This is a genomic window from Bdellovibrio sp. BCCA (genome assembly GCF_037996825.1).
Lineage (GTDB): Bacteria > Bdellovibrionota > Bdellovibrionia > Bdellovibrionales > Bdellovibrionaceae > Bdellovibrio.
Genome location: NZ_JBBNAC010000001.1, coordinates 3,496,521 through 3,517,413, shown reverse-complemented (window position 1 = coordinate 3,517,413; position 20,893 = coordinate 3,496,521). Strand labels below are relative to the sequence as shown.

Below are 20,893 nucleotides of genomic sequence, written 5' to 3'. Positions count from 1 at the left end.
AAAATAGGAGGCGGTCTATGAATTAAGCGTTTTCGCCGAGCATTGTTCTGACGAAGGTAGGCAAAGAAAAAGCCGCCGTGTGCAAATCTTCGTTGTAGTACTTAAGACCTTTGGCTGTAGAGAATTGGCGCGCTTTGTCTTTATTGAAGTCTTTTGCTGGATGGAATTGTCCCTTCACGCCGACTTGCAAGCTCCACATTCCAGATGGGTATGTCGTTGCATGGAAAAGCATAGTGTGGACGCTTCCTTTACCGAAAATTCCTTTAAGGCATTGGTTTAATTCAACGAAAGTGCCTTCATGGAACATTGGAGATTCACCTTGAGTCACGATCAAGCCGCCCTCTTTGAGTGCGTTTTTGCAGTTCGTGTAGAACTCTGTCGTGAAAAGACCTTGCGCAGGACCGACAGGATCTGAACCATCCACGATGATCACATCGTAAGATCCTGGAGCCGCGTCTTTTACGAATTGAATACCGTCACCGATGATGAGATTCAATTTCGGGTTGCCGAACTCAGAAGCGATTTGCGGAAGATGTTGCTTAGAAGCACGAATCACCGCTTCATCAATTTCAACCATCGTCACTTTTTCAATCTGGTCGTACTTGAAAAGCTCTCGGATTGTTCCGCCGTCACCGCCGCCGATCACAAGAACGTTCTTTGCGTTGCCGTGAGTTTGCATCACCGGGTGAGTGATCATTTCGTGATAGTGGAATTCATCGCGCTCTGTGCACATCACCATGTTGTTGATCGCCAAGAATTTTCCGTGAGAGTAAGAATCCAAAACACGAACGCGTTGGAACGGATTTGTTTCGTCGAAAAGAACATCGCCTGTGTAGCGCAAAGACAAAGCTTGGTTTTCATCTTTATCGGTGAACCATACGTTGCGCTCGATTTGCACACCTTTCGTCAAATCGAAAGAAGGTTTTTCGCGCATCACTTTGGGTTGGAAATCTGTTTTTTGAATAACGTGAAGAGATCCACGGTTCATTTCAAGTGCAGAGTAGTTTGCTTGGAAAGCTTTTTTCAGGTGTTCGAAAGAAACCCAGGGATCAACCGAATCGCCGCAAGTGAAAAGATCGACAGCGGCGTAACGGTATTCAGGCCAAGTGTGAATTGCTAAATGGCTTTCTTGAATCACCACAACACCACTTACGCCCCAAGGAGAAAAGTGATGGAAAGTCGAATTAATAACAGTAGCGCCTGCGATTTGTGCGGCTTCAATCATACTTCTTTCGATGATTGAAACGTCATTCAAAACCTCAGCGTTGCAACCACTGAACTCAACTAAAATATGGCGACCTAGAGCTTTCAATTCACTGTCCTCCCAGAAATGGATGTTTTAATGAAAGGGGGGTTCTAGGATCTTTTCACCCCCCTGACAAGAAAAAAATCGTCCTTTCAAAGAGTTACCAAACTCACGAAACCCTATTGAATATTAGGGCGACGTGGGCGTGGAAGCAGGTCAAATTGCCCTAGCTTGTAAGATGTGAGAATTTCAGGAGTTAAAGTGTCGAGCCAATCAGCGTATTGTTTGTAGCTCACGCATTTTACCTCTGGCATTCCGCAGACATTCTTAACAAAATCCTGAAGAGCGTCCCAGTAAGCGCCACCATTGTACTTCTCAAAGTTATGACCCAAACTCACAGGTGCACGGCGACCGTAGTAGTTCATATTGAAGTAGTTCATATAAGAATCGAGCATTTCCTTACGATAGTGTTCGCGGTTTGCTAGATCCTCTTTGGCTTTGGAATGAACATAGTAAAAGTTATAATCCATGCCGATGATCAATTTGCCAGTTCCGGCCATCTCGATCATGGGAAGAGTGATGTTCCAGAAACCGTATTTATTTTTTGTCGGCCATAAAGTTGAAGCACCGGGAACAGAGACATCATAGCGGAAGTTCATAGCCTTCATTGTCTGCCACAGAGCCTCGTTCACGCCCAAACGGGGAGCACGGAAGCCCACGACATCTTTTTCTCCCAAAGCATAACCTTGTGGATATTTTGAACTTGGAGTCAGGCCGTTGTTGAAATAAGCTCCGAAAACCAAGTCGTTGAATTGTTTAAATTCAGAATCCCAGTCATTTGTGTCCCAATTTTCACGAGCACCATCAAACTGACCGTTGCCACGAGAAGCAATTTCGTGTCCTTCAGCGTAGGCATCGTTCATCATGTTAAGGCGAGAAGCAATACCCATCGCACTTTCACCAAAACCGATATTTGAATATCCCACGTCGTGTTTTGGTGGAGCATAGAAGTGTCGATTGGCCTGGCGAAGAAAATAAACGCCACTAATGAAATAGGTGAATTTCACAGGCTTGTTGTTTTTGGTCATGTCCGCTGCGAAATCACGTGTGGCTTGCCACTGTCTCAGATCCAAACCGCCATCGAAACCGATCATAATATATTGTGGCGGTCGGGCTACTTTTTCAGGAGTCGGAACGCTTTGATTTTCAGCCCAAACTGTAGACGCTAAGAGAGAAAAAGACATTAGAGCTCCCAAAGAGAGCTTTTCCAATCTTGAAATCACGTTTCACCTCACTTTGAATGTTTGGAACAATTCTAAGCGCAGGTAGAAGGTGAGTTCACCTTACCGTATAGATAAGTCTCTTATTTATTTTTAATTTCAAAACAGCAGTGTATTTTTTTGTCGTGAAAATCTTGTGGAATGCTTTCGTCCGTCAGATCTTTGACGGTGTATTTGGCAAGTATGTTCTCAGACAATTTGAATTTTCGTTTATTGTTTGAAAAATACAAAACTCCGTCGGGCTTTAGCATACTCATACAGGCATTGACGAGAAAATCCTGATCACGCTCGACCTCAAAACTGTCTTCCATTTTTTTAGAGTTAGAAAAAGTGGGAGGATCTAAAAAGATCATATCAAAAGCAGCGTGATCGCGATGGGCGCGCAACCACTCCAGGACGTTGGCGTTGATAAAGCTGTGATCACCCAAATCAATGTTATTCAGTTCGAAGTTGTCTTGGGCCCACCGTAAATAGGTCTGAGACATATCGACACTTGTCGTGCGAGCCCCCGCTAAGGCAGCAAATACACTGACAGATCCTGTGTAGCAAAAAAGATTTAAGAACTTTTTGTCTTTCGCTGTTTTGAAAACCTTTTGGCGCATCGGACGGTGATCTAAGAATAATCCCGTATCAAGATAATCATAGAGGTTAACTTTTAGAAGAGCTTGTGATTCCCGCACGGAAAAAGTTTGCTCCTTGGAATCCAGTTTTTCGTATTGTTTAAGACCTTCTTGGCGCTCACGCTTTTTAATCACAATACAATCTTCCGAAGTTTTGAAAAGAGCTTTGAGGGCTTCAGTGACATGAGGAAGGTGATTTTTATCTTTATCTTTGATGAAATCACTTTTGTCGTAAACGACGTAGTGATCTTTATAAACATCGACGATGAACGGATATTCGGGAATGTCACGGTCATAAAGACGAAAGGCCTCAATCTGATGACGCTCAGACCAGCTCTTAAGTTTTTTAAAATTCTTTTCCAGGCGATTCTTGATCATGTCCATGGTTGATATTTAGACAAAAAATGGGGGTTATGGTACTTATTCCTTCATGTTGGCGGAAAAAAGAGCGGAGCATATAGCTTTTATATTAAATAAACCGGGAAAAGACGTGGCGTTTGTCGAGCATGACGGTGTTCTTTACTATGCTTATTTTTCTAAAGCACTCAGTGCCCCTTCCTCAGCGACGGTCAAACTTTTACAAGGATTGTTTGATGAGTTCGTCGATCACAGTTTTTTTATTTTGCGCCAAAGAATTTTCACGACAAGCCCGTTAACGGAAATGTGTCGAGGCATGGTGAAAGTTGTCGCCAAACGTGTTTCGGAAAATATTCTTCCTCTTGATCACGGTTTGAGTTTGAATTTGCGCTTTCAAAATGTAGGGGAAGAAGAAACGGCCCTGATTACGGTGCGCCACTTGAATGTCGAAAACCAAGTCCCGCTGCAGGAAGTACGTCAGTGGATTTCTCAAGGTTCTGCGACGAATCCTCAAGAGTATTTACAGCTTGCAAAAAAACTTGCACAAAAAATTCCCCGTGGCGAAGTCTTGCATGACTATGATCGGGATATCGCCGCTTTTTTAGTGAGCCCTAACGGCACCGTTTTAAGTTATGGAGTGAACTCTAACTCCAAGAATAAGACTTTGCATGCCGAGGTGAATCTGCTACAGAGACTTTTTAAAGAGTCTCAAGAGAAAATCCCCGAAGGCGCGACTTTATACTCCACCCACAAACCCTGTAAGATGTGTGCAGGAATGATTTATCACTGGAGCGCTCATCCGGAATCATTAAAGGTCTATTACGCTATCGAGGAAGCCGGAGGGCTTTCGCGGCAAACGGTTTTAGATCGCCATCAGATTAATAAACAGCTTCCGTCGAATTAAAAAATGAATTGATGGCTTTAATGAGAGTGTCTTTGCGGATGGGTTTCGACAGATGCATGTCACATCCTGCTTGCAAACTCTTTTCGACGTCTTCAGAAAATGCGTTGGCTGTGCAGGCAAAAATTCGTGCCGGCGTTCTTTCGGCCTTTTGCTCAATAGCGCGAATAAGGCCTGTGGCTTCATAGCCATCCATTCCCGGCATTTGCACGTCCATAAAAATAATATCGAAGTGTTGGCGCTCCGCTAATTCAACAGCCTCGATTCCACTGTGGGCGTAGCTTATATGATGAATTGTGTTTTGCAGGTAAATTCCAAAAAGATTGCGATTGTCGTCAACGTCATCAACGATCAGGATGCGCAGGCGGCTGTTAGCAATATTGTGTTTGATGTCGCTCAATTGATATCGTCCTTGCAGGGGGTTGTGCATAGTTGTTTTGCGTTCTGTGGTGGATGCCATGGTTGCCGTAAAATAGAAGACACTGCCAATGCCCTCGTCGCTTTCAAGCCAGATTTGGCCGTTCATCAATTGAACAATGTTCTTGGTGATGGAAAGTCCTAACCCCGTGCCACCGTAACGGCGAGTGGTCGCAGAGTCCGCTTGAGTGAAAGGTTGAAAAATATCTTTGAACTTCGAGCGGGGAATTCCAATCCCTGTGTCGGCAACACAGAAAAGAATATTTCCCGGTCGCGACGTACGGTTTTTCGCAACCCTTAAAGACACTTCGCCTTTCTGGGTGAACTTAATGGCATTATTGAGCAAGTTCATCAAAACTTGGCGCAATCGGTCCTGATCACCCACATAGAAAGCGTCAACATCTTCTTCAACATGTATGTTAAGCTGCAATCCTTTTTCTTTTGCTCGAAAGCCAAGCACAGCAACCAGTTCATCTAAAAGTTTCTGTAATTCAAAAGGTAGAAGCTTTAATTCAATTTCTCCGGCCTCAACTTTTGAAAGATCCAATATATCGTTGATGATCGTCATCAGCTGATTGTTGGCTCTTTGAAGAATTTCAACGAAAGAAGCTTGTTGGTCATCAAGGGGAGTCTCCGCCAACGTGTCCGTGATACCAATAATAGAATTTAGAGGCGTGCGGATTTCGTGACTCATATTTGCCAAAAATACGGATTTGGCGTAGGTCGCGGCTTTGGCTTTAGCCGCGACGGAAAGGAGCTCTTTGTTTTTCTTTTCAAGGTTTTCAGAAAGACTTTTTTTCTCTGTCACATCCATGGCCATCTTAACGATCTTTACGATTTCTCCCTGAAGATTGCGCACGGGAGTGTAAGAACCTTGAATCCATACGATAGATTTTTCTTTTGAAAGTCTTTTGAACTCGCCGGTTTGCGTGTGACCTGCAATCAATTGATTCCACATCTCCAGATATTCAAATTCATGCTGATAAAGTTCCGGTAAAAAAATCGAATGATGTTGCCCTACAAGTTCGTGAAGCTCATACCCCAATAGATTCAAAAAATTCTGATTGGCCCACAGAATTTTGCCTTGAATATCGAACTCGATCACGGCGTTGGAGTTTAACAGTGCTTCATAAACCGACTCAGTCATACGACAAGTCTTTCAGATTATTTAATTTTAATAAAATTACAAAAGCTGCTGGAAATTAAAGTTTTGTAATTTCACATCTAACACCGGTGTCGGAGCGACCTTAAATGTTCTTTAACAATCTTCTTCGATAAACTTGAACATCTTTTTCATGATTCCATTTTTTCGTCATATATTTAAAGAGAAGCTAATTTCAGGGAGGAAGTTATGCCTACTCATCCACTACAAGACAGTGACATTACGAAATGTATTAACCTTTGTTTCACTTGTTCTCGAAGTTGCCTTGAAACTCTCCACTATTGTATGGAGGAAAAGGGAACGGCCTTCTCGGGAAAACATCTTTCACTGCTTCAGTTCTGCGTTGATGCCTGTCAGATGACGGCGCGACTTTTGATTGCAGAGTCAGAGTTTTACAATCAATCCTGCGAGCTGACTTTTGAGCTCTGCAATGCCTGCGCAATCGAGTGCGAGCGGTATGAGTACGATGAAGTCTTTCAGCAATGTGCGGATATCTGCCGCAGCTGTGCTGAGTCTTGCAGAGGAATGTCAGGCATGACGGTGCGAGTGCCTAAAGAAGAAATCGAAAGAAAAAGAAATTCTTCGGCACGCACAAGTACAAACGGCGCGGCCCGTATTTAAATTTGAGAAAAATCTAAAGAAAAAAGCCTCTGGGATTTTGAATCTCACAGAGGCTTCATGCGAATTTGATTTTTTAAGTCGGAAATTATTTCGCAGCAGGAGTCGCGAACATAGACGTCGCAAAAAAACTCTTACGGAATGTATTCCAGTTATTAGATTTCACTGCAGCAACTCGCCAGAAGTAGTGTTTTCCAGCTTCCAAGCCCGTCACATCAAAAGAAGTCGTTTTGTGGTGATATTCGTTTGCCACAAGCCATTTGAAGTTTGGATCAGTAGCTACTTGAACGTGATATTCATCGGCGCCTGCAACTGCTTTCCATGTCAAAGCTGTTTTGTCGCCAGTCACTTCAGAGAAATACGCTGGAGCAGACAAATCAGGTTTTGCAGGAACATCATGTTTCTCTGGTTTCTCAGCAGGTTGTGGAAAAAGTGCGTTCATTTTTTCAGGTAAGTTTTCGTGGCCACCGCCACCGTGTCCTTCTTCAGCCAAAGAAGGTGAAGTCAAAGCAAGAGTCAAAGCGAACGCGAATAGAGATACGAGGATCTTCATGATAAATTCCTTTTGTAAACGATACGTAGAAAGTAAAATAAAATGGGATTGAAGAAAACCTTCTTGCGCTATTTGCTGGGGGGTGTTAGAAATCCCCTTCGGTTTTGCGGATGATCGCTCTAATAATGCTCTAACTTCCTGATATTAGAGAGGAAAGTCCGGACTCCATATGGCAGCGCAAGGGGTAACGCCCCTCGACGGTAACGTTAGGAACAGTGAAACAGAGAGAATGTCCAGGGCTATGAGCCAGATACCGGGAACGGGAGGGTCTGGGGAGCTGCTGGAGTGAAAACAGTCAAACTCTGCGCGGAGCAAGATCAAATAGGGAAGCACTAGTAGGACGGCCAGTCCGTAGCTTTCGGGTAAGATCGCTTGAGGGTGTCAGTAATGGCACTCCCAGAGGAATGATCATCCAAGATTATCGGGACAAATTATGGGACCTGGTGATTAGGACAGAATCCGGCTTACAGCAAAACCGTGATCCCGCCTTCCTTGCGTGGTACTCTAAAGCCTATGGAAAAAATGGCTTGGGATATCGAATCAGAGTACACGTCTTATAATTCACCTGAATACAAAGCAGAATTTGAGGGAGTGGTCACACTTGTGAACTCTCTTGAAAAATTGGCAGACACTATGAAGGTTGCTTTGCAAGCTTCGAGTGATGAGGGCCGGGACCCTGCGGATTCGCTGGTGGAAGGGTTGCAAAAGTTTCTTCTTGATAAAGAAACGGCGACGACAAATGCCTATAACATGATGACTTACGTTCATTCGATTTTGTCTGTGGATTCCTCTGATCAAGGAGCCCAGGCGAAAGAATCAGAATTAACGAGTTTGACCTCTCGCCTTTGGCAGGTTTCTATTCCTGTTTCAAATTTTCTCACACGTTGTTCCGATGGCTTTCTTGCGAAAGTGTTGGCGCACCCTGAACTAAAACCTTCTGAATTCTTGTGGAAGAATCAACGCGAACTTCGCATGACGTTGTTATCCGATGGCGAAGAAACTTTATTGGAAGCCGTTTCAAATCCCGGAATGCGTGCGTGGGGAGATCTTTACACAAAACTCAGCGGTTCCATGCGCTGTCATTTGAAATACAAAGATCGCACGGAAACTGTAGGTCTTGCGCAAGCCAGTGCTTTGATTCGCAATGTGGATGAGGAAACTCGCAAAGTAGCTTGGCAGAGCATTCAAAATGCTTGGACTGATCACAAAGAAACAGCTGCCGCGATTTTAAATTCTCTTTCGGGCTGGCGCCATGAAGTGAATAAAAAAAGATCTTACGCAAAGCCCGTGCATTTCTTAGATGGGGCTCTTCATGGCAGCCGCATTGAAAAAGAAACTTTAGAAGCTATGCTCGCGGCTTGTTACGACAATCTTTCTGAAACTCGTAAAGCTCCGCAGATCATGGCAAAGCTTATGGGTAAAAAACAATTAGATCCTTGGGATCTTTTGGCACAAAGCCCGGTGTCTGGTGGAAAGAAAGAGCGCAGTTATGATGAAGCTTTGACTTTGATTCAAGATTCATTCAGCGCGATCGATCCGCAAATGGGTGAATTCGTTAAAATGATGGCGGAGAAGCGTTGGATTGAAGGGCGTGTTCTTCCCAACAAACGCAATGGCGCCTACTGCACGGGATTTCCGAAGCGTCGCGAACCTCGCGTGTTTATGACTTACATGGGTTCTAACAGTGATGTCTCCACTTTGGCGCACGAGTTAGGTCACGCGTTTCACTCTTGGGTGATGAAAGATCTTCCTCGTTCGCAAACTCACTATCCAATGACATTGGCAGAAACGGCGAGCATTTTTGCAGAAACGGTTTTGCATGACGTTCTAATTGAAGAAGCTTCTAGCAAAGAAGAAAAAATTGAATTTGCCTGGGGAGAGATTGAAGGAGCGACAAGTTTCCTCATCAATATTCCGGCGCGTTTTGAATTTGAAAAGAACTTCTATGAACAGCGTGAAAAACGCAGCCTTAGCTCGGATGAATTGATTCGTTTAACGGATGAAGCTTGGACGAAATGGTATGGTCCGACATTGTCTGCGAATGACAAAATGTTCTGGGCGACCAAACTGCACTTTGCGATGGCGGGGAGAAGTTTTTATAACTTCCCTTACACATTCGGATACCTTTTCAGCATGAGTATCTATGCTCGCAGAAAAGAATTGGGTGGCGAGTTTATGAAAAAGTACATCGACATTCTTCGCGATACAGGTCGAATGAAGGCGGAAGATTTAGTGAAGAAGCATTTAGGTGAAGACATCCGCCGTCCTGAGTTCTGGCAGAAATCCATTGACGTGATCAAAACGAAGATCAACGATTTTGAAAAGCTCGCACTTTCTTAATTCCGTTTTATGGAAAACCGTGGCGCTAAGGCCACGGTCTTTAAGGAAACTTAGTGTTTGCGCATAGCCGCTACTTTTTGGAAAGCAGGGCGATCGGCGTAAGCTTTCGCCCAACGCTGAATGTTTGCGTAAGAGGATGTATCGTAACCCAATGCTGTTACGATATTAAGAACAGAAGCCACGTTCAAATCTGCTAAAGAGAATCTGTTGTTTACAAGGTAGTTCTTTCCTTCAAGGCCCTTTTCAAGAACCGTCAGTAAACGAGGCATTGCTTTTTTAGCGTCATCAATCACTTGTTGATTCCTGTGTTCAGCAGGAACGAACACTTGTTGAATAAGCCAATTGACTGCCGGAACTTGGAATTCTGCCAAAGCCCAGAAGCTCCATTGCATCACGTGTCCTTCTTCTTCTGGAGTTTGCGCGGCCAAAGGACTTTTGTGTTTCTTTGCGAGGTAATTTGTGATTGCCATAGATTCCCAGATCACGAATTCGCCATCAACTAGAACAGGAACTTTGCCGTTAGGATTTAACTGCATGAACGCTTCCGATTTATGCTCTTTGTTCTTCATATCCAAAGGCATAACTTCGTAATTGAGCCCCAGCTCTTCCAGCATCCAGTAGCAACGACCCGCACTTGACATCGGAGATCCATAAATTTTCAACATAACTAAAACCTTTCTTTAAGAGCTTGCGCTCGAATAAAACTTTAAAGCGAATTTCCAAAACTTGTTTGATAAATAAATTAAAAGTCCTGAAAGCACCACCACCCAGGCAAAAAGCAAAAAGTTCGGCGGTTCAAGAAGCGCGCGGGCAGGAACGCTGGCAATCACTCCCACAGGCAATGCTGTCAGGATGAACCATTTAAACCATGGCACGTAAATCGAATCAGGTCGCATTCCTAAGCGGTAAATCTGATACCAAATAAATTGAAGATTTTCAGAACGTGCAAAGATCACCGCCGTTGACGCCATTACAAAGCGCATAGCGTAGAGAGCAATGAGTCCACACGGAATAAGAACGAGGAGCCACAAAAGACGAAGCCACTCAAAGTCGGGCAGTTGTACAAGGCTGTAGATAAACCACGCCGTGCCCAACATCAGGTTTCCGATCATCGCCGTTGAAGCTTTTTGCAAACTCAAAATAAATTGAGAGTTCACGGGCTTTGCAAGAAGCAGATCTAAATCCCCTTTGCGCACTTTTTCTGAAAACTGATCCAGATTTTCAGAAAGAATAATCATGTAAAGTCCGTCTACGACAAACATGACTCCCAGGAAGACACGCATTTGCTCTAGATTCCAGTCGCCGATCTTTGGAGTATGTCGGAACAACACTTCAAAGGTGATGATCTGTGCAAGGTACCAAAATATATCGGTCGCAATACGCGTAAGAAAATTCACACGGTATTCAAGATCCGCAATAAAGCTTGTGCGGAAAAGAGCGAGATACAAAGAGAAATACTTTTTTAAAGTTTTCATCTTTACGCTCCTGTTCCTGTGTAAACGTTCACACCTTTGCGCCACATGTAGGCGCCGATCGCATTTACGATGACAATCGCTACCGTGATGGAAATGAACGACTGCCAAATGGAATCAATTTCAAGTCGGCCTGTGAGATAACCTACAGGAACGTAAACCCCTGCACTGAATGGCAAAGCAATCACGAAGGATTTAAACGGTTCCGGCATTAAATCCAGAGGAAAAAGTTCTCCGGTGAAAAGCCACAACGCTAAATTCTTTGCTCCGGTTAGCGCATAGACTTTATTCAGATAAAAAGCTGAGGAAGCGATAATAAAGCTGATCGAATGCACAAGAATCAGGTAATAGAACTCCAGCGCAAATGCCAAAGGGAGTCTCGCATACTTCGTCGGAAGATCGAAGATACTGACAGCAATAACGGGAATCATCATCGACACAATCGTTGTGATAAATTTATATCCCATCAATTGCGAAAAATAATATTCATAAAAACTCATCGGACGCACAAGAAGACTGTTCACGCTGCCTGAATCAATTTCTTGAATCATGCGGAACTCATACATCCAGCTTGTGCAAATACGCGCGAAGAACGCGCCCCAAAGAGCATAGGACAAATAATATTCGCGACCAAAACCGGCGATCTCACTTGTCGCGGCTCCAGCAAAAACGGCCACCCACAACAGAATTTCAATTCCTGTTGTGAGGGTCGGCTGCACAATCGCATCGACAAAATAATTTAATCTGTATTCTAAATTGGAAACTATCGCGAGCTTAGCGAACGCGAGATTCCGTTTCCAAAAAACGGCGAATGACGTCTTCAAAATCAACCTCTTCGTTTTCAGCAAGTTCGCTATTTGATTTCACAACAAATTCAGGAACGGTTCCCTGATAGACGATGTGTCCTTTGCTGATCAAAAGCAACTTGTCAGCAAGCTTGGCAATATCGTCCATGTAGTGACTTGTCAGGATCACCGTAGGACCTTTTTCTTTTACGTAAGCATCCAAAAATTCACGGATGGTTTCTTGAGCTACGATATCCAGACCGATCGTCGGTTCATCTAAAAACAGAACTTTCGGTTCATGTAAAAGAGCACCGATGATTTCCATCTTCATACGCTCACCCAAGCTTAAACGACGAAGCTGTGTGTGCAGGACATGCGAACACTGAAGCATCTCTGCCAAATGCTCGACACGTTTTCGTGCATAGCTAGGTTCAATATCGTAAATACGCGCCAGCAAAGCGTAAGAATCCGCAGGGGAAATATCCCACCACAATTGATTCTTTTGTCCTAAAAGGATACTGATTTGGCGAAGGAATTCGTTTTTTCTTTCAGAAGGTCTATAGCCCAAAACCAAAGCTTCACCACTTGTCGGTGTCACAAGCCCTGAAAGCATTTTCAGCAACGTTGTTTTACCAGCACCATTGGCGCCAACCAAACCCACGATTTGACCGGATTCAATTTGCAAAGTGGTTTTATCAACGGCGGTGCGGGAAACGTGCTTGCGATTGATAAAGCCGCGAAGAGAATTTAAAAAACCTTCGGGCTTTTGATATGTCTGATAGACGCGGGTAAGATCTTTGGTTTCGATTACGATCGCCATATTCAGGCGACTATAGACTAATTCCCAACAAAAGAGAACTCAGCGTAACGTTCTTCATCGCTAAAATAAGTTTGCGCGTCAGAAGAAACGTAACTGCCTTCAACGATGCGACCTTCTTTGCAACCCTTAAGAGATTCACGAGAGCCATTGAAATCGCAGTCGCCTGTGTACCAAGCTTTTTCAGAATACTGGATTTTATATCCAACAAGCTCATTGCCTTTATAGAAAGCCAAAACAGAATCCAAACGAGTGCGACCAGTTGCATGGTAATCACCCTCAAGAATCGTGTCGCCCCAAACTTGCGCTTGCTCAACAGCGATCTTTTTTAGGACTTCTTTGGTTTCAACAGAAAGTTTATTGAATTTGTTTTTTTGATTGTAAACGACTTGTTCTGTGTAAGGAGCTTTGCAAGGCTCTTCTTTGCAGGCGTTTTCGTAGTGAGCGGCTTCTTCGTAGAATTTATCGCCGTTAGGACCCATTTGATCGGCAAACGAAATAGAGGCCGCAGAAATCCCGAAAAGCGCTAGCACAGCAATTTTTAAAGACATAATGACCTCCAATGAAGTCACTATGCGCTTAAAATGAGAAAAATTTTAATACATAGAGAAGAAGTTATTATACGAAAAATGAATCTTAAAAGAGTTCTTAGAGAGGCCTTACAGAACCGAAAGCCTCTCTGTGCGAACAGAAATTTATTTCAGACGGAATTCGGCGGTCAGCGGTTTGTGGTCCGAGCTGTTGATGTTTTTATGCAGGTCTGTTCGAGTCGCCTCAAGGCCGCGTACATAGATGTGATCGAGCTTCAGTTTGCGATCATCATTGGCAAATGCAAGCTTCTTCATCGCGAGTCTTCCTAAAATCTCATCCAGGTATTGCAAGCGTTCGTTGTTCCAAGAGTTAAAGTCGCCCGCAAAAATCACTGGGCCATTGTGTTTCTTTAAAAAAGCCGCAACCTGTTCGATTTGTTCGCGGTTCAACTTGTTAGAGACAAAATTAAGTCCGTGAATGTTCGCAACCCACAAAGTCTCTGCCGAATTGGCCAAAGCATACTCGGCCACGATCACCATTTTCGGAGTTTTAAGAACAGGTTCACGCCCGGGACTTCTTAAAAAATGAATGGAAAGAGGAATGATCGGAGAACCCGTCATCACTCCCGTCGGATTTCGATCATTGTCGATAAAGCTTGTCGCAAAATCCCAGCAAAAACCCTTTTGCCCCAGCGCGATGGCCGGAACAAAATTGTCCATCATCGCTTCTTGAAGTAAAACGATGTCAGACCTCGGGGTGAAGTATTCAAAATCGCGCGCCCATTCGGCTTTCGCTTCTGCTTTTTTGATATTCCAGATAAAGAGTTGAAAATTAGAAGGCAAAAATTCCGACTTACAAGCCCCGAAGTGATACATAACATCTTTATCATTCGGAATTTCAATTTTGGCCTGAGCGTAAATCCCACTGAACCCAACAAAAACCGCCAAGATCAATCCCTTGATCACGCTTCCCCCTCAAAAGGTGCCTGATTCAAAACCGGGCACTTTTTAGATTTTCTTTTCTAGAACTGTGAATTCTAGGTTTTTTACTTTGGGGATTCCAAAACGTTCGTCGCCGTAAGGGAAAGGTTTCTTTTCGCCTGTGTTGCGGAAGCCGTGCTTTTCATACCAAGCAATCAACTCTGTACGTACTGAAATCACCGTCATAAAAATGGTAGTACAATCCCAGAATTGTGCAAGGGCTTCTGACTCTGCTAACAACATCTTGCCAATTCCCTGACTTTGCAAAGCAGGGTCGACGGTTAACATTCCCAGGTAACATTTCGCTCCCTGCTTCTCGAGGTGAACGCAGCCAAGCAAGTCCCCAGTATCATCGTCCTCAGCAATCAAAATAACAGAATCATCTTTGTTGATGATCTCACGAATTCCTTCTGCATCAGCGCGCTGACCATCCAGAAGATCCGCTTCGGTCGTCCACCCTTCTTTCGAAGAATCTCCGCGATAAGCCGAGTTCACAAGCTCCACAAGATCTTCAACATGACTTTCATCAGCTTGAGTAAATTCGATATGCATAAATCCTCCGAAAGGTGCCAGGTTCTTTTTTGGGTCTACACCGCAGCATTTATGATGCGATGTAGACCCAAAAAAGAAGCAGGCACCTTTTAAGTCTTTTTGCAGTAGATGAAAAGTTCTTTTCCTTGGCGGCGTGGGATGGATTTTTGCCAGCGTCCCCAGAAGATGGGTTGGTACGCCGATTTGAGGCGTTGGCGGAGCTCCCACTCGGTGCCGCCGTAAGGAGGGCCTTGGCGTTTTTCGAAAGTGAAGAAGACGCCCATCAAGTGGCCGCCGCTGACTAAAACGCGGTTCCAAGTTTTGACAAGGTCTTGGCGTTTTGCAGGGTTGATCGCGCAGTAGCACGTGTGCTCGAACACAAGATCGAAAGATTGGTCAAAATCGCGAGGGAGTTTAAACAAATCCGCTTCGACAAATTTTAAATTTTCCAAATGACCGTATTGCTTGCGCGCTTTTTCTAAAGCGAGCGGAGAAATATCTACGGCAGTAACAAAGTGACCAGCTTGCGCGAAAAACGCAGCATCGTGACCTTCGCCGCAACCTAAAACGAGTACGCGAGAAGGCGAGATTTTCAGACGTGGAATCATGTCTTTCAAAGCTTCGGCAGGTTCGCCTAAATTCCAACCTGGATTCGGTTCTGTTTCGTAAATTTGGCTCCAGTAAGTTTCTTTTTCAACGTCTTCGTTGTCGGGCCAGTACGGAGGGATGTCGTAAGTTTTCCCTTGGAACTCGATAAACTCGTCGCCGAATTCATCGAGCATATTAAAGAAACTCGCCTGCGCTTTTCGCGACATTACGAAAGGAATTTTATTTGCAGTGTAGCCGTGAAAACGATCCCACTCATCCAAGGACAAAGATTCCAAAGCAAAAGCAAAATGAACGCCGTAAGGAAGAGAGATTTCCCACGAGCCGTCTTTGAAATGAATTTGTTGAGCGACGTAAGGTTCATCGAAGGCTTCAACGATCACCGGCGTTGTACCGATCGTAGAAAGAAGAGTTCCGCCTTCGTGAATTTTTAGATTTTGCAGGAGTTCTTGTCCCACAAGAGGATCTTGGATGCGAACCTCGCGGCTCAGTCCGTAACCCTCTTCATCAATTTGGATAAATTGAGTGGGAATTGACATTTTACTTACGAGGAGTTGCCGTTGGGGCAGGTGTCGGTGTTGCGGCCGGAGTTTGTTCTGGTTCCGGAGCTTCTTCGCCCGGAGTCAGTGTTGAGCCTTCTGTGAAGACCACGATGTCATTTGTTGTTTTCACAGATTGAAGAGTCCATTTATCAACAGCAGAATCTTCGGAAGGTTCACGGTGTAAAAGGGCTTCGCCTTCGATCACTTGTTCAAGAGCTTCTCCGCCCTCAGAAGTGTCGATGAATTTGTAAGCAAAAACGGCGCGAACTTTGTTTTCACCCAAGGACTCCGTCCACAGACGAGTGATGGACAACTCTTTTGCGTTTGGTTTTTTCACAGCCAATGTATTTTTGATCAATTCCGCCAATTTAGCCTGAATGCCGGAGTGCGTCTCAAATCCCACGGCGTCTGTAGTGTGAATCACGTTCCAAGTCCAAACAAGCGCCGCGATGAAAACAACGAGGCTAACAATTTTCTTCATTCCTAGAGTCCTCTCTCTATTTACTCAGTGTGATAAAACTGACATCCTTATCCGACCATGATATTCCGTTTTTTTCAACACCCGTGCAGAGAGGATATCTCATGAACCAACAATGGCTGACAATCTTAATGTCAAAGGGGATTGAGCTGGAGCAAAACTTGCGTCAGCAATTGCAGACTGCCAAAGAAGGACTCAAGTCTCAGCTTGAAGACCGTGGCATTCGTCTGAGCGCCGCGGATTTGGCCGCTCTTTTAGAGGAAGTTTCACCTAAAGCTTCACATGCTGCCTTGAGTTATGCCCTTGATATTGTAAGACCCTTTTCGGCGGGCATGGGTTTGAGAATCTCTCGTCTCTCGGACACACAGGTGGAGATGGTGATTCCTTCCCGCACACGCAATTTCACGGAAACAAATCACATGCATGAGGGAGCCATCACAACAGCGGCGATTGAAGCTGCGAAACTGTTGTGGATGCGCCATGCTCCGATTGGAAATTTTGAAATCACGGTGACTCGTTTAGAGTCTGAATTTTTTAAAGAGCAAAGCGAAGACTGCCGAGTGCGCATGGAATTGCCAGAGACGACTCGCGAAGTTGTTTTAGCGGAACTGCGCGATCACCGCGAAGCCAAAGCAGAAGCTGAGTTGAAAGTTTTCGACAACAACGAACAAGCTGTCGCCGAACTTCGTTTGAATTTGAGTTTTAAACATACACCAGTAATCGGATAGCGCCGGGCGCACAGAGTGCAGCGGCCTCGGGCCGCGGAACTGAAGTAGTACAAGGGAATTATGGAAATTTTAGAGAGTCATTTAGATACAAGCTCTGCGGATTTTAAAGCCAATCGCGATGCTATGATGGGCATCGTGAATGAATGGCGCGAAAGAGTGAACCTCGTTAAACAAGGTGGCGGAGAAGACGCGACGAAAAAACACAAAGCGCGCGGCAAACTTACTGCGCGTGAGCGTATCGAAGCTCTTGTTGATGGTGGAACTGCATTCTTGGAGTTTTCTACTCTTGCAGCGTGGGACATGTATGAAGGCCAAGCACCGGGTGCAGGTGTGATCACAGGTATTGGTGTGATTCACGGAACTGAGTGCGTGATCGTGGCGAACGATGCCACTGTCAAAGGTGGAACATATTTCCCAATGACAGTGAAAAAACATTTACGCGCGCAAGAGATCGCTTTTGAAAACGGTCTTCCTTGTATTTATCTTGTCGACTCGGGTGGCGCGTTCTTGCCAATGCAAGCCGACGTTTTCCCGGACCGCGATCACTTCGGAAGAATTTTTTATAACCAGGCTCGTATGTCAGCAGCGAATATCCCGCAAATTTCCGTGGTGATGGGTTCGTGCACAGCGGGTGGTGCTTACGTTCCTGCGATGAGTGATGAAAACGTTATCGTTAAAGAAAACGGAACGATTTTTTTAGGTGGACCTCCTCTAGTAAAAGCCGCGACAGGTGAAGTCGTGGATGCGCAAGAGTTGGGTGGCGCGCAAGTTCACTGTGAAGTGAGCGGCGTGACAGATCACTTTGCCGAAGACGATGAACACGCGATTGAAATCACGCGTTCGATTGTGGCGCACTTAAATCACAAACGTGCCGTGCAAATGAAAATGGCTCCGGTTGAAGAGCCGCTGTTTGATGCCAAAGAACTTTACGGCATCATTCCTAAAGACAGCCGCGTTCCCTTTGATGTGCGTGAAGTAATTGCGCGTATCGTGGATGGTTCTAAGTTTCACGAATTCAAAGCTCTTTACGGAAAAACTTTGGTCACTGGTTTTGCCCACATCTGGGGAATGCCTGTGGGAATCATTGCGAACAACGGCGTGTTGTTCAGCGAGAGCGCGCAAAAAGCCGCGCACTTTATTGAACTTTGCGAACAACGTGAAGTGCCTTTGATTTTCCTGCAAAACATCACAGGTTTCATGGTCGGTAAGAAATACGAAAATGAAGGCATCGCAAAACACGGCGCTAAAATGGTGATGGCTGTTTCCAACGCTCACGTGCCGAAATTCACTGTCGTAATCGGCGGCTCTTACGGAGCAGGAAACTACGGCATGTGTGGAAGAGCGTACCAACCACGTCAATTGTGGATGTGGCCGAATGCCAAGATCAGCGTGATGGGTGGAGAGCAAGCGGCGAACGTATTGCTCACTGTGAAGCTAGATCAAATGGCTGCAAAAAAACAAACGATGACTGCTGAAGAACAAGCGGAATTTAAACGTCCGACTCTTGAAAAATACGAGAAAGAAAGTTCTGCTTATTATTCATCCGCTCGTCTTTGGGATGACGGAATCATTGATCCGGCAGACACACGTCGTGTGTTGGCGCTGGGAATTTCGGCAAGTCTTAACAAGTCTTGGGGTGATAAAGCTCAAGGCGTCTTTAGGATGTAGTTATGTCATTTGTTGTCGTAGCAGAGATGAATCAAGTGGCCTATGTAAAACTCAATAGGCCCGAAGTGAGAAACGCTTTTAATCCTGAAATGATCGAGGAGTTAACTAAAACGTTCCGCGATCTCAATGGCCGCAAAGATTTGCGCGCTATTGTCTTGCAAGGCGAAGGAAAAGCGTTCTGCGCAGGAGCGGATTTGAATTGGATGAAGGAGATGGTGAACTTCTCTTTTGAACAAAACCGCGAGGACTCTCTAAAACTTTTTAATATGTTTGAAACGATGGCAAACTGCATGTTGCCTATCATCGGACAAATTCATGGCGCTGCTTTCGGTGGAGCTTTGGGTTTGCTTGCGATCTGTGATGAAGTGATCGCGGAAGAGGGCACACAGTTCTGCTTTAGCGAAGTGAAGTTGGGAATTGCGCCAGCTGTGATTAGTTCTTTTGTTAATCGTAAAGCCGTTGCAGGAAAAGTTCGTCCGCTCATGCTTTCAGGCGTGGTTTTCAATCCCCACATCGCTCAACAAGCGGGACTTGTTAGTGAAGTTGTTCCGGCTGGTGAAGGTCACACGTCGGTGCAAAAAGTTTTGCATAACTATTTGCAATGCGGACCTGAAGCCGTTCGTGAAACAAAAAAACTTTTAAATGATTTGCCGTTTATGACTTGGAGTCAGCAACGCGATAACACAACAATCTTGATTGCTGAACGTCGCGCCAGTATCGAAGGACAAGAAGGTCTTAAATCTTTCTTAGAAAAACGTGAACCTAGTTGGAGACCTCAATAATGGGTAAGTTCTCTCGTATCGCCATCGCTAATCGTGGTGAAGTGGCCGTTCGTATTATCAAAGCCTGTGAAGAGTTAGGCATTGAAACAGTTCTTTTACATTCTGAAGCCGACATTGATACTCGCGCTTATAGAATGGCGACAAAAACAGTTTGCATTGGTCCTGCACCCACAGCAGAAAGTTATTTGAATATCGAAGCCAATATCAACGGAGCTTTGGCTGGTGGAGCACAAGCGATTCACCCAGGCTTTGGTTTCTTATCTGAAAATGCTGATTTCGCGGAAGCCGTTGGTAAAGTGGGATTAACATTTATCGGTCCCTCTCCAGCGTCCATTCGTTCTTTAGGTGACAAGGTTCACTGTAAAGAGTTGGCAAAACAAGCAGGCCTTCCTTTGGTGCCGGGCTATCAAGGTGAAAATCAAGATGTCGCGCACTTGATCACGCAAGCTGAAAAAATCGGATATCCGGTGATCGTGAAAGCTGCTGCCGGTGGCGGTGGTCGCGGGATGAAGCTTATTAAATCTTCTGCAGAAGCAGGGGAGTTGATTGAATCCGCTCAACGCGAAGCTCAGTCAGCGTTTGGTTCTCCGAAAGTTTTTTTAGAGAAGTATTTGGATCGAGCAAAACACATCGAGTTCCAAGTTTTCGGAGATAGCACAGGCAATGTCGTTCATTTCTTTGATCGTGAATGCTCAGTGCAACGTCGTCATCAAAAAATTATTGAAGAAGCGACTTCTCCGTCATTGACGGATGACCTTCGCCGTCGCATGGGTGAAGCGGCTTGCGCCATTGCCACTCTTGGAAAATACAAAGGGGCGGGAACTGTTGAATTCCTTTTGCAAGATGGAGAATTCTATCTTCTTGAGGTGAACACGCGTTTGCAAGTTGAACATCCCGTGACTGAAGAAGTGTTGGGTGTGGATTTAGTAAAAATGCAAATCCTCACAGCACAAGGTGAATACGTCCACGATCCAAAACAAATCCGCGTTCCAAAAGGGCATTCGATTGAGTGCCGTATCTATGCGGAAAATCCGTACTTGGGCGGCGTGCCTTCAACAGGTCTTTTGGGTGAAGTTCAATGGCCTGAAGGGCCTCGTCGCCGTTATGAATATGGTTTTGAAGCGGGCGACACAATCACTCCTTATTATGATCCGATGATTGCGAAAGTGATTGTCTGGGATGAATCTCGTCCTCGCGCAATTCAAAAAATGATCCGCGTTTTAAAAGATTCTGTGGTTTTTGGAGTGCACACGAATATTCCGTATTTGATTGAGATCCTTTCACACAAAGAATTCGTGATGGGCACAATGACGACACGATTTATTGAAACTCATTTCAGCGAGCCGATCAAAGAACCGGCACTTTCAGAAATCGATAAAAAAGTCGCGGAGGGAGCTTTGTTGCAACTTCGTGGTGGTGGAGAAACTGTAGTGACTGCGACGTCGTCTCCATGGGCTTCTTACTGGAGAGGTATCTAAG

21 protein-coding genes and 1 other RNA gene are annotated in these 20,893 nt (G+C 44.9%); 8 read left to right on the top strand and 14 right to left on the bottom strand.

The window, feature by feature from the left end:
- Positions 1–22 precede the first annotated feature (22 nt).
- The 3 genes from speE to AAAA78_RS17005 form a co-directional block, all read right to left on the bottom strand.
- On the bottom strand, positions 23–1,312 hold the full coding sequence (gene speE, locus AAAA78_RS17015) for a polyamine aminopropyltransferase (RefSeq protein ID WP_340593313.1): 1,290 nt from the start codon (positions 1,310–1,312) through the stop codon (positions 23–25).
- A 113-nt stretch (positions 1,313–1,425) separates the two neighbouring features.
- Complete coding sequence (locus AAAA78_RS17010) at positions 1,426–2,490, bottom strand: hypothetical protein (RefSeq protein WP_340593312.1); 1,065 nt, start codon at positions 2,488–2,490, stop codon at positions 1,426–1,428.
- A 119-nt stretch (positions 2,491–2,609) separates the two neighbouring features.
- Positions 2,610–3,530 (bottom strand): class I SAM-dependent methyltransferase, encoded by a 921-nt coding sequence (locus tag AAAA78_RS17005; protein ID WP_340593311.1) that lies wholly within the window; start codon positions 3,528–3,530, stop codon positions 2,610–2,612.
- A gap of 46 nt (positions 3,531–3,576) precedes the next feature.
- Here AAAA78_RS17005 and AAAA78_RS17000 point away from each other — a divergent pair, with 46 nt between their 5' ends.
- On the top strand, positions 3,577–4,407 hold the full coding sequence (locus AAAA78_RS17000; RefSeq protein ID WP_340593310.1) for a Bd3614 family nucleic acid deaminase: 831 nt from the start codon (positions 3,577–3,579) through the stop codon (positions 4,405–4,407).
- Here AAAA78_RS17000 and AAAA78_RS16995 read toward each other — a convergent pair.
- Complete coding sequence (locus AAAA78_RS16995) at positions 4,382–5,968, bottom strand: PAS domain-containing hybrid sensor histidine kinase/response regulator (protein WP_340593309.1); 1,587 nt, start codon at positions 5,966–5,968, stop codon at positions 4,382–4,384. The two genes, AAAA78_RS17000 and AAAA78_RS16995, sit on opposite strands and share 26 nt — an antisense overlap.
- A gap of 300 nt (positions 5,969–6,268) precedes the next feature.
- Between AAAA78_RS16995 and AAAA78_RS16990 the strand changes: the two genes are divergently transcribed.
- Positions 6,269–6,604, top strand: coding sequence for a four-helix bundle copper-binding protein (locus AAAA78_RS16990; RefSeq protein ID WP_340593308.1), 336 nt, complete (start codon positions 6,269–6,271; stop codon positions 6,602–6,604).
- A gap of 85 nt (positions 6,605–6,689) precedes the next feature.
- Here AAAA78_RS16990 and AAAA78_RS16985 read toward each other — a convergent pair whose 3' ends face one another.
- Positions 6,690–7,154: a fibronectin type III domain-containing protein gene (locus tag AAAA78_RS16985; RefSeq protein ID WP_340593307.1), complete on the bottom strand. Its 465-nt coding sequence runs from the start codon at positions 7,152–7,154 to the stop codon at positions 6,690–6,692.
- Between the two features lie 98 nt (positions 7,155–7,252).
- Here AAAA78_RS16985 and rnpB point away from each other — a divergent pair.
- Together rnpB and AAAA78_RS16975 are read left to right on the top strand one after the other, a co-directional pair.
- Positions 7,253–7,637, top strand: an RNA gene (gene rnpB, locus AAAA78_RS16980) — RNase P RNA component class A.
- A 30-nt stretch (positions 7,638–7,667) separates the two neighbouring features.
- A complete protein-coding gene (locus AAAA78_RS16975; RefSeq protein ID WP_340593306.1) occupies positions 7,668–9,494 on the top strand; it encodes a M3 family oligoendopeptidase in 1,827 nt (608 codons plus the stop codon).
- 50 nt (positions 9,495–9,544) lie between these two features.
- Here AAAA78_RS16975 and AAAA78_RS16970 read toward each other — a convergent pair whose 3' ends face one another.
- The 9 genes from AAAA78_RS16970 to AAAA78_RS16930 form a co-directional block, all read right to left on the bottom strand.
- Positions 9,545–10,159 (bottom strand): glutathione S-transferase family protein, encoded by a 615-nt coding sequence (locus AAAA78_RS16970; protein WP_340593305.1) that lies wholly within the window; start codon positions 10,157–10,159, stop codon positions 9,545–9,547.
- A 15-nt stretch (positions 10,160–10,174) separates the two neighbouring features.
- Positions 10,175–10,969: an ABC transporter permease gene (locus AAAA78_RS16965; protein WP_340593304.1), complete on the bottom strand. Its 795-nt coding sequence runs from the start codon at positions 10,967–10,969 to the stop codon at positions 10,175–10,177.
- A gap of 2 nt (positions 10,970–10,971) precedes the next feature.
- Entirely contained in the window at positions 10,972–11,790 is an 819-nt protein-coding gene (locus tag AAAA78_RS16960; RefSeq protein WP_340593303.1) for an ABC transporter permease, read from the bottom strand.
- Complete coding sequence (locus AAAA78_RS16955; RefSeq protein ID WP_340593302.1) at positions 11,741–12,571, bottom strand: ABC transporter ATP-binding protein; 831 nt, start codon at positions 12,569–12,571, stop codon at positions 11,741–11,743. Before AAAA78_RS16955 ends, AAAA78_RS16960 begins: the two co-directional genes overlap by 50 nt.
- Positions 12,572–12,588: 17 nt before the next feature.
- Positions 12,589–13,119: a hypothetical protein gene (locus AAAA78_RS16950; protein ID WP_340593301.1), complete on the bottom strand. Its 531-nt coding sequence runs from the start codon at positions 13,117–13,119 to the stop codon at positions 12,589–12,591.
- Positions 13,120–13,263: 144 nt separating this feature from the next.
- Positions 13,264–14,064, bottom strand: coding sequence for an endonuclease/exonuclease/phosphatase family protein (locus AAAA78_RS16945; RefSeq protein ID WP_340593300.1), 801 nt, complete (start codon positions 14,062–14,064; stop codon positions 13,264–13,266).
- A gap of 42 nt (positions 14,065–14,106) precedes the next feature.
- Positions 14,107–14,631, bottom strand: coding sequence for a GNAT family N-acetyltransferase (locus tag AAAA78_RS16940; RefSeq protein ID WP_340593299.1), 525 nt, complete (start codon positions 14,629–14,631; stop codon positions 14,107–14,109).
- A gap of 89 nt (positions 14,632–14,720) precedes the next feature.
- The gene (locus AAAA78_RS16935) at positions 14,721–15,755 is read right to left on the bottom strand and encodes a class I SAM-dependent methyltransferase (RefSeq protein WP_340593298.1); all 1,035 of its coding nucleotides are present in this window, start codon (positions 15,753–15,755) and stop codon (positions 14,721–14,723) included.
- Position 15,756: 1 nt separating this feature from the next.
- Positions 15,757–16,239 (bottom strand): hypothetical protein, encoded by a 483-nt coding sequence (locus AAAA78_RS16930; RefSeq protein WP_340593297.1) that lies wholly within the window; start codon positions 16,237–16,239, stop codon positions 15,757–15,759.
- 101 nt (positions 16,240–16,340) lie between these two features.
- Between AAAA78_RS16930 and AAAA78_RS16925 the strand changes: the two genes are divergently transcribed.
- From AAAA78_RS16925 to AAAA78_RS16910, 4 genes are read left to right on the top strand one after another with little or no spacing between them, the layout of a single operon-like run.
- The gene (locus AAAA78_RS16925) at positions 16,341–16,964 is read left to right on the top strand and encodes a hypothetical protein (protein WP_340593296.1); all 624 of its coding nucleotides are present in this window, start codon (positions 16,341–16,343) and stop codon (positions 16,962–16,964) included.
- A 60-nt stretch (positions 16,965–17,024) separates the two neighbouring features.
- Positions 17,025–18,632 (top strand): carboxyl transferase domain-containing protein, encoded by a 1,608-nt coding sequence (locus tag AAAA78_RS16920; protein ID WP_340593295.1) that lies wholly within the window; start codon positions 17,025–17,027, stop codon positions 18,630–18,632.
- A gap of 2 nt (positions 18,633–18,634) precedes the next feature.
- Positions 18,635–19,414, top strand: a complete 780-nt coding sequence (locus AAAA78_RS16915) for an enoyl-CoA hydratase-related protein (protein WP_340593293.1) — start codon at positions 18,635–18,637, stop codon at positions 19,412–19,414.
- Positions 19,414–20,892: an acetyl-CoA carboxylase biotin carboxylase subunit gene (locus tag AAAA78_RS16910; RefSeq protein ID WP_340593291.1), complete on the top strand. Its 1,479-nt coding sequence runs from the start codon at positions 19,414–19,416 to the stop codon at positions 20,890–20,892. The genes AAAA78_RS16915 and AAAA78_RS16910 overlap by 1 nt, the downstream gene beginning before the upstream one ends.
- Position 20,893: the final 1 nt, after the last annotated feature.

What these genes read in the sequence shown, in the direction of transcription:
- AAAA78_RS17010 (WP_340593312.1), bottom strand. Translation starts at nt 2,490, where the DNA reads ATGTCTTTTTCTCTCTTAGCGTCTACAGTTTGGGCTGAAAATCAAAGC.
- AAAA78_RS17005 (WP_340593311.1), bottom strand. Translation starts at nt 3,530, where the DNA reads ATGGACATGATCAAGAATCGCCTGGAAAAGAATTTTAAAAAACTTAAG.
- AAAA78_RS17000 (WP_340593310.1), top strand. Translation starts at nt 3,577, where the DNA reads ATGTTGGCGGAAAAAAGAGCGGAGCATATAGCTTTTATATTAAATAAA.
- AAAA78_RS16995 (WP_340593309.1), bottom strand. Translation starts at nt 5,968, where the DNA reads ATGACTGAGTCGGTTTATGAAGCACTGTTAAACTCCAACGCCGTGATC.
- AAAA78_RS16990 (WP_340593308.1), top strand. Translation starts at nt 6,269, where the DNA reads ATGGAGGAAAAGGGAACGGCCTTCTCGGGAAAACATCTTTCACTGCTT.
- AAAA78_RS16985 (WP_340593307.1), bottom strand. Translation starts at nt 7,154, where the DNA reads ATGAAGATCCTCGTATCTCTATTCGCGTTCGCTTTGACTCTTGCTTTG.
- AAAA78_RS16975 (WP_340593306.1), top strand. Translation starts at nt 7,668, where the DNA reads ATGGAAAAAATGGCTTGGGATATCGAATCAGAGTACACGTCTTATAAT.
- AAAA78_RS16970 (WP_340593305.1), bottom strand. Translation starts at nt 10,159, where the DNA reads ATGTTGAAAATTTATGGATCTCCGATGTCAAGTGCGGGTCGTTGCTAC.
- AAAA78_RS16965 (WP_340593304.1), bottom strand. Translation starts at nt 10,969, where the DNA reads ATGAAAACTTTAAAAAAGTATTTCTCTTTGTATCTCGCTCTTTTCCGC.
- AAAA78_RS16955 (WP_340593302.1), bottom strand. Translation starts at nt 12,571, where the DNA reads ATGGCGATCGTAATCGAAACCAAAGATCTTACCCGCGTCTATCAGACA.
- AAAA78_RS16950 (WP_340593301.1), bottom strand. Translation starts at nt 13,119, where the DNA reads ATGTCTTTAAAAATTGCTGTGCTAGCGCTTTTCGGGATTTCTGCGGCC.
- AAAA78_RS16940 (WP_340593299.1), bottom strand. Translation starts at nt 14,631, where the DNA reads ATGCATATCGAATTTACTCAAGCTGATGAAAGTCATGTTGAAGATCTT.
- AAAA78_RS16935 (WP_340593298.1), bottom strand. Translation starts at nt 15,755, where the DNA reads ATGTCAATTCCCACTCAATTTATCCAAATTGATGAAGAGGGTTACGGA.
- AAAA78_RS16930 (WP_340593297.1), bottom strand. Translation starts at nt 16,239, where the DNA reads ATGAAGAAAATTGTTAGCCTCGTTGTTTTCATCGCGGCGCTTGTTTGG.
- AAAA78_RS16925 (WP_340593296.1), top strand. Translation starts at nt 16,341, where the DNA reads ATGAACCAACAATGGCTGACAATCTTAATGTCAAAGGGGATTGAGCTG.
- AAAA78_RS16920 (WP_340593295.1), top strand. Translation starts at nt 17,025, where the DNA reads ATGGAAATTTTAGAGAGTCATTTAGATACAAGCTCTGCGGATTTTAAA.
- AAAA78_RS16915 (WP_340593293.1), top strand. Translation starts at nt 18,635, where the DNA reads ATGTCATTTGTTGTCGTAGCAGAGATGAATCAAGTGGCCTATGTAAAA.
- AAAA78_RS16910 (WP_340593291.1), top strand. Translation starts at nt 19,414, where the DNA reads ATGGGTAAGTTCTCTCGTATCGCCATCGCTAATCGTGGTGAAGTGGCC.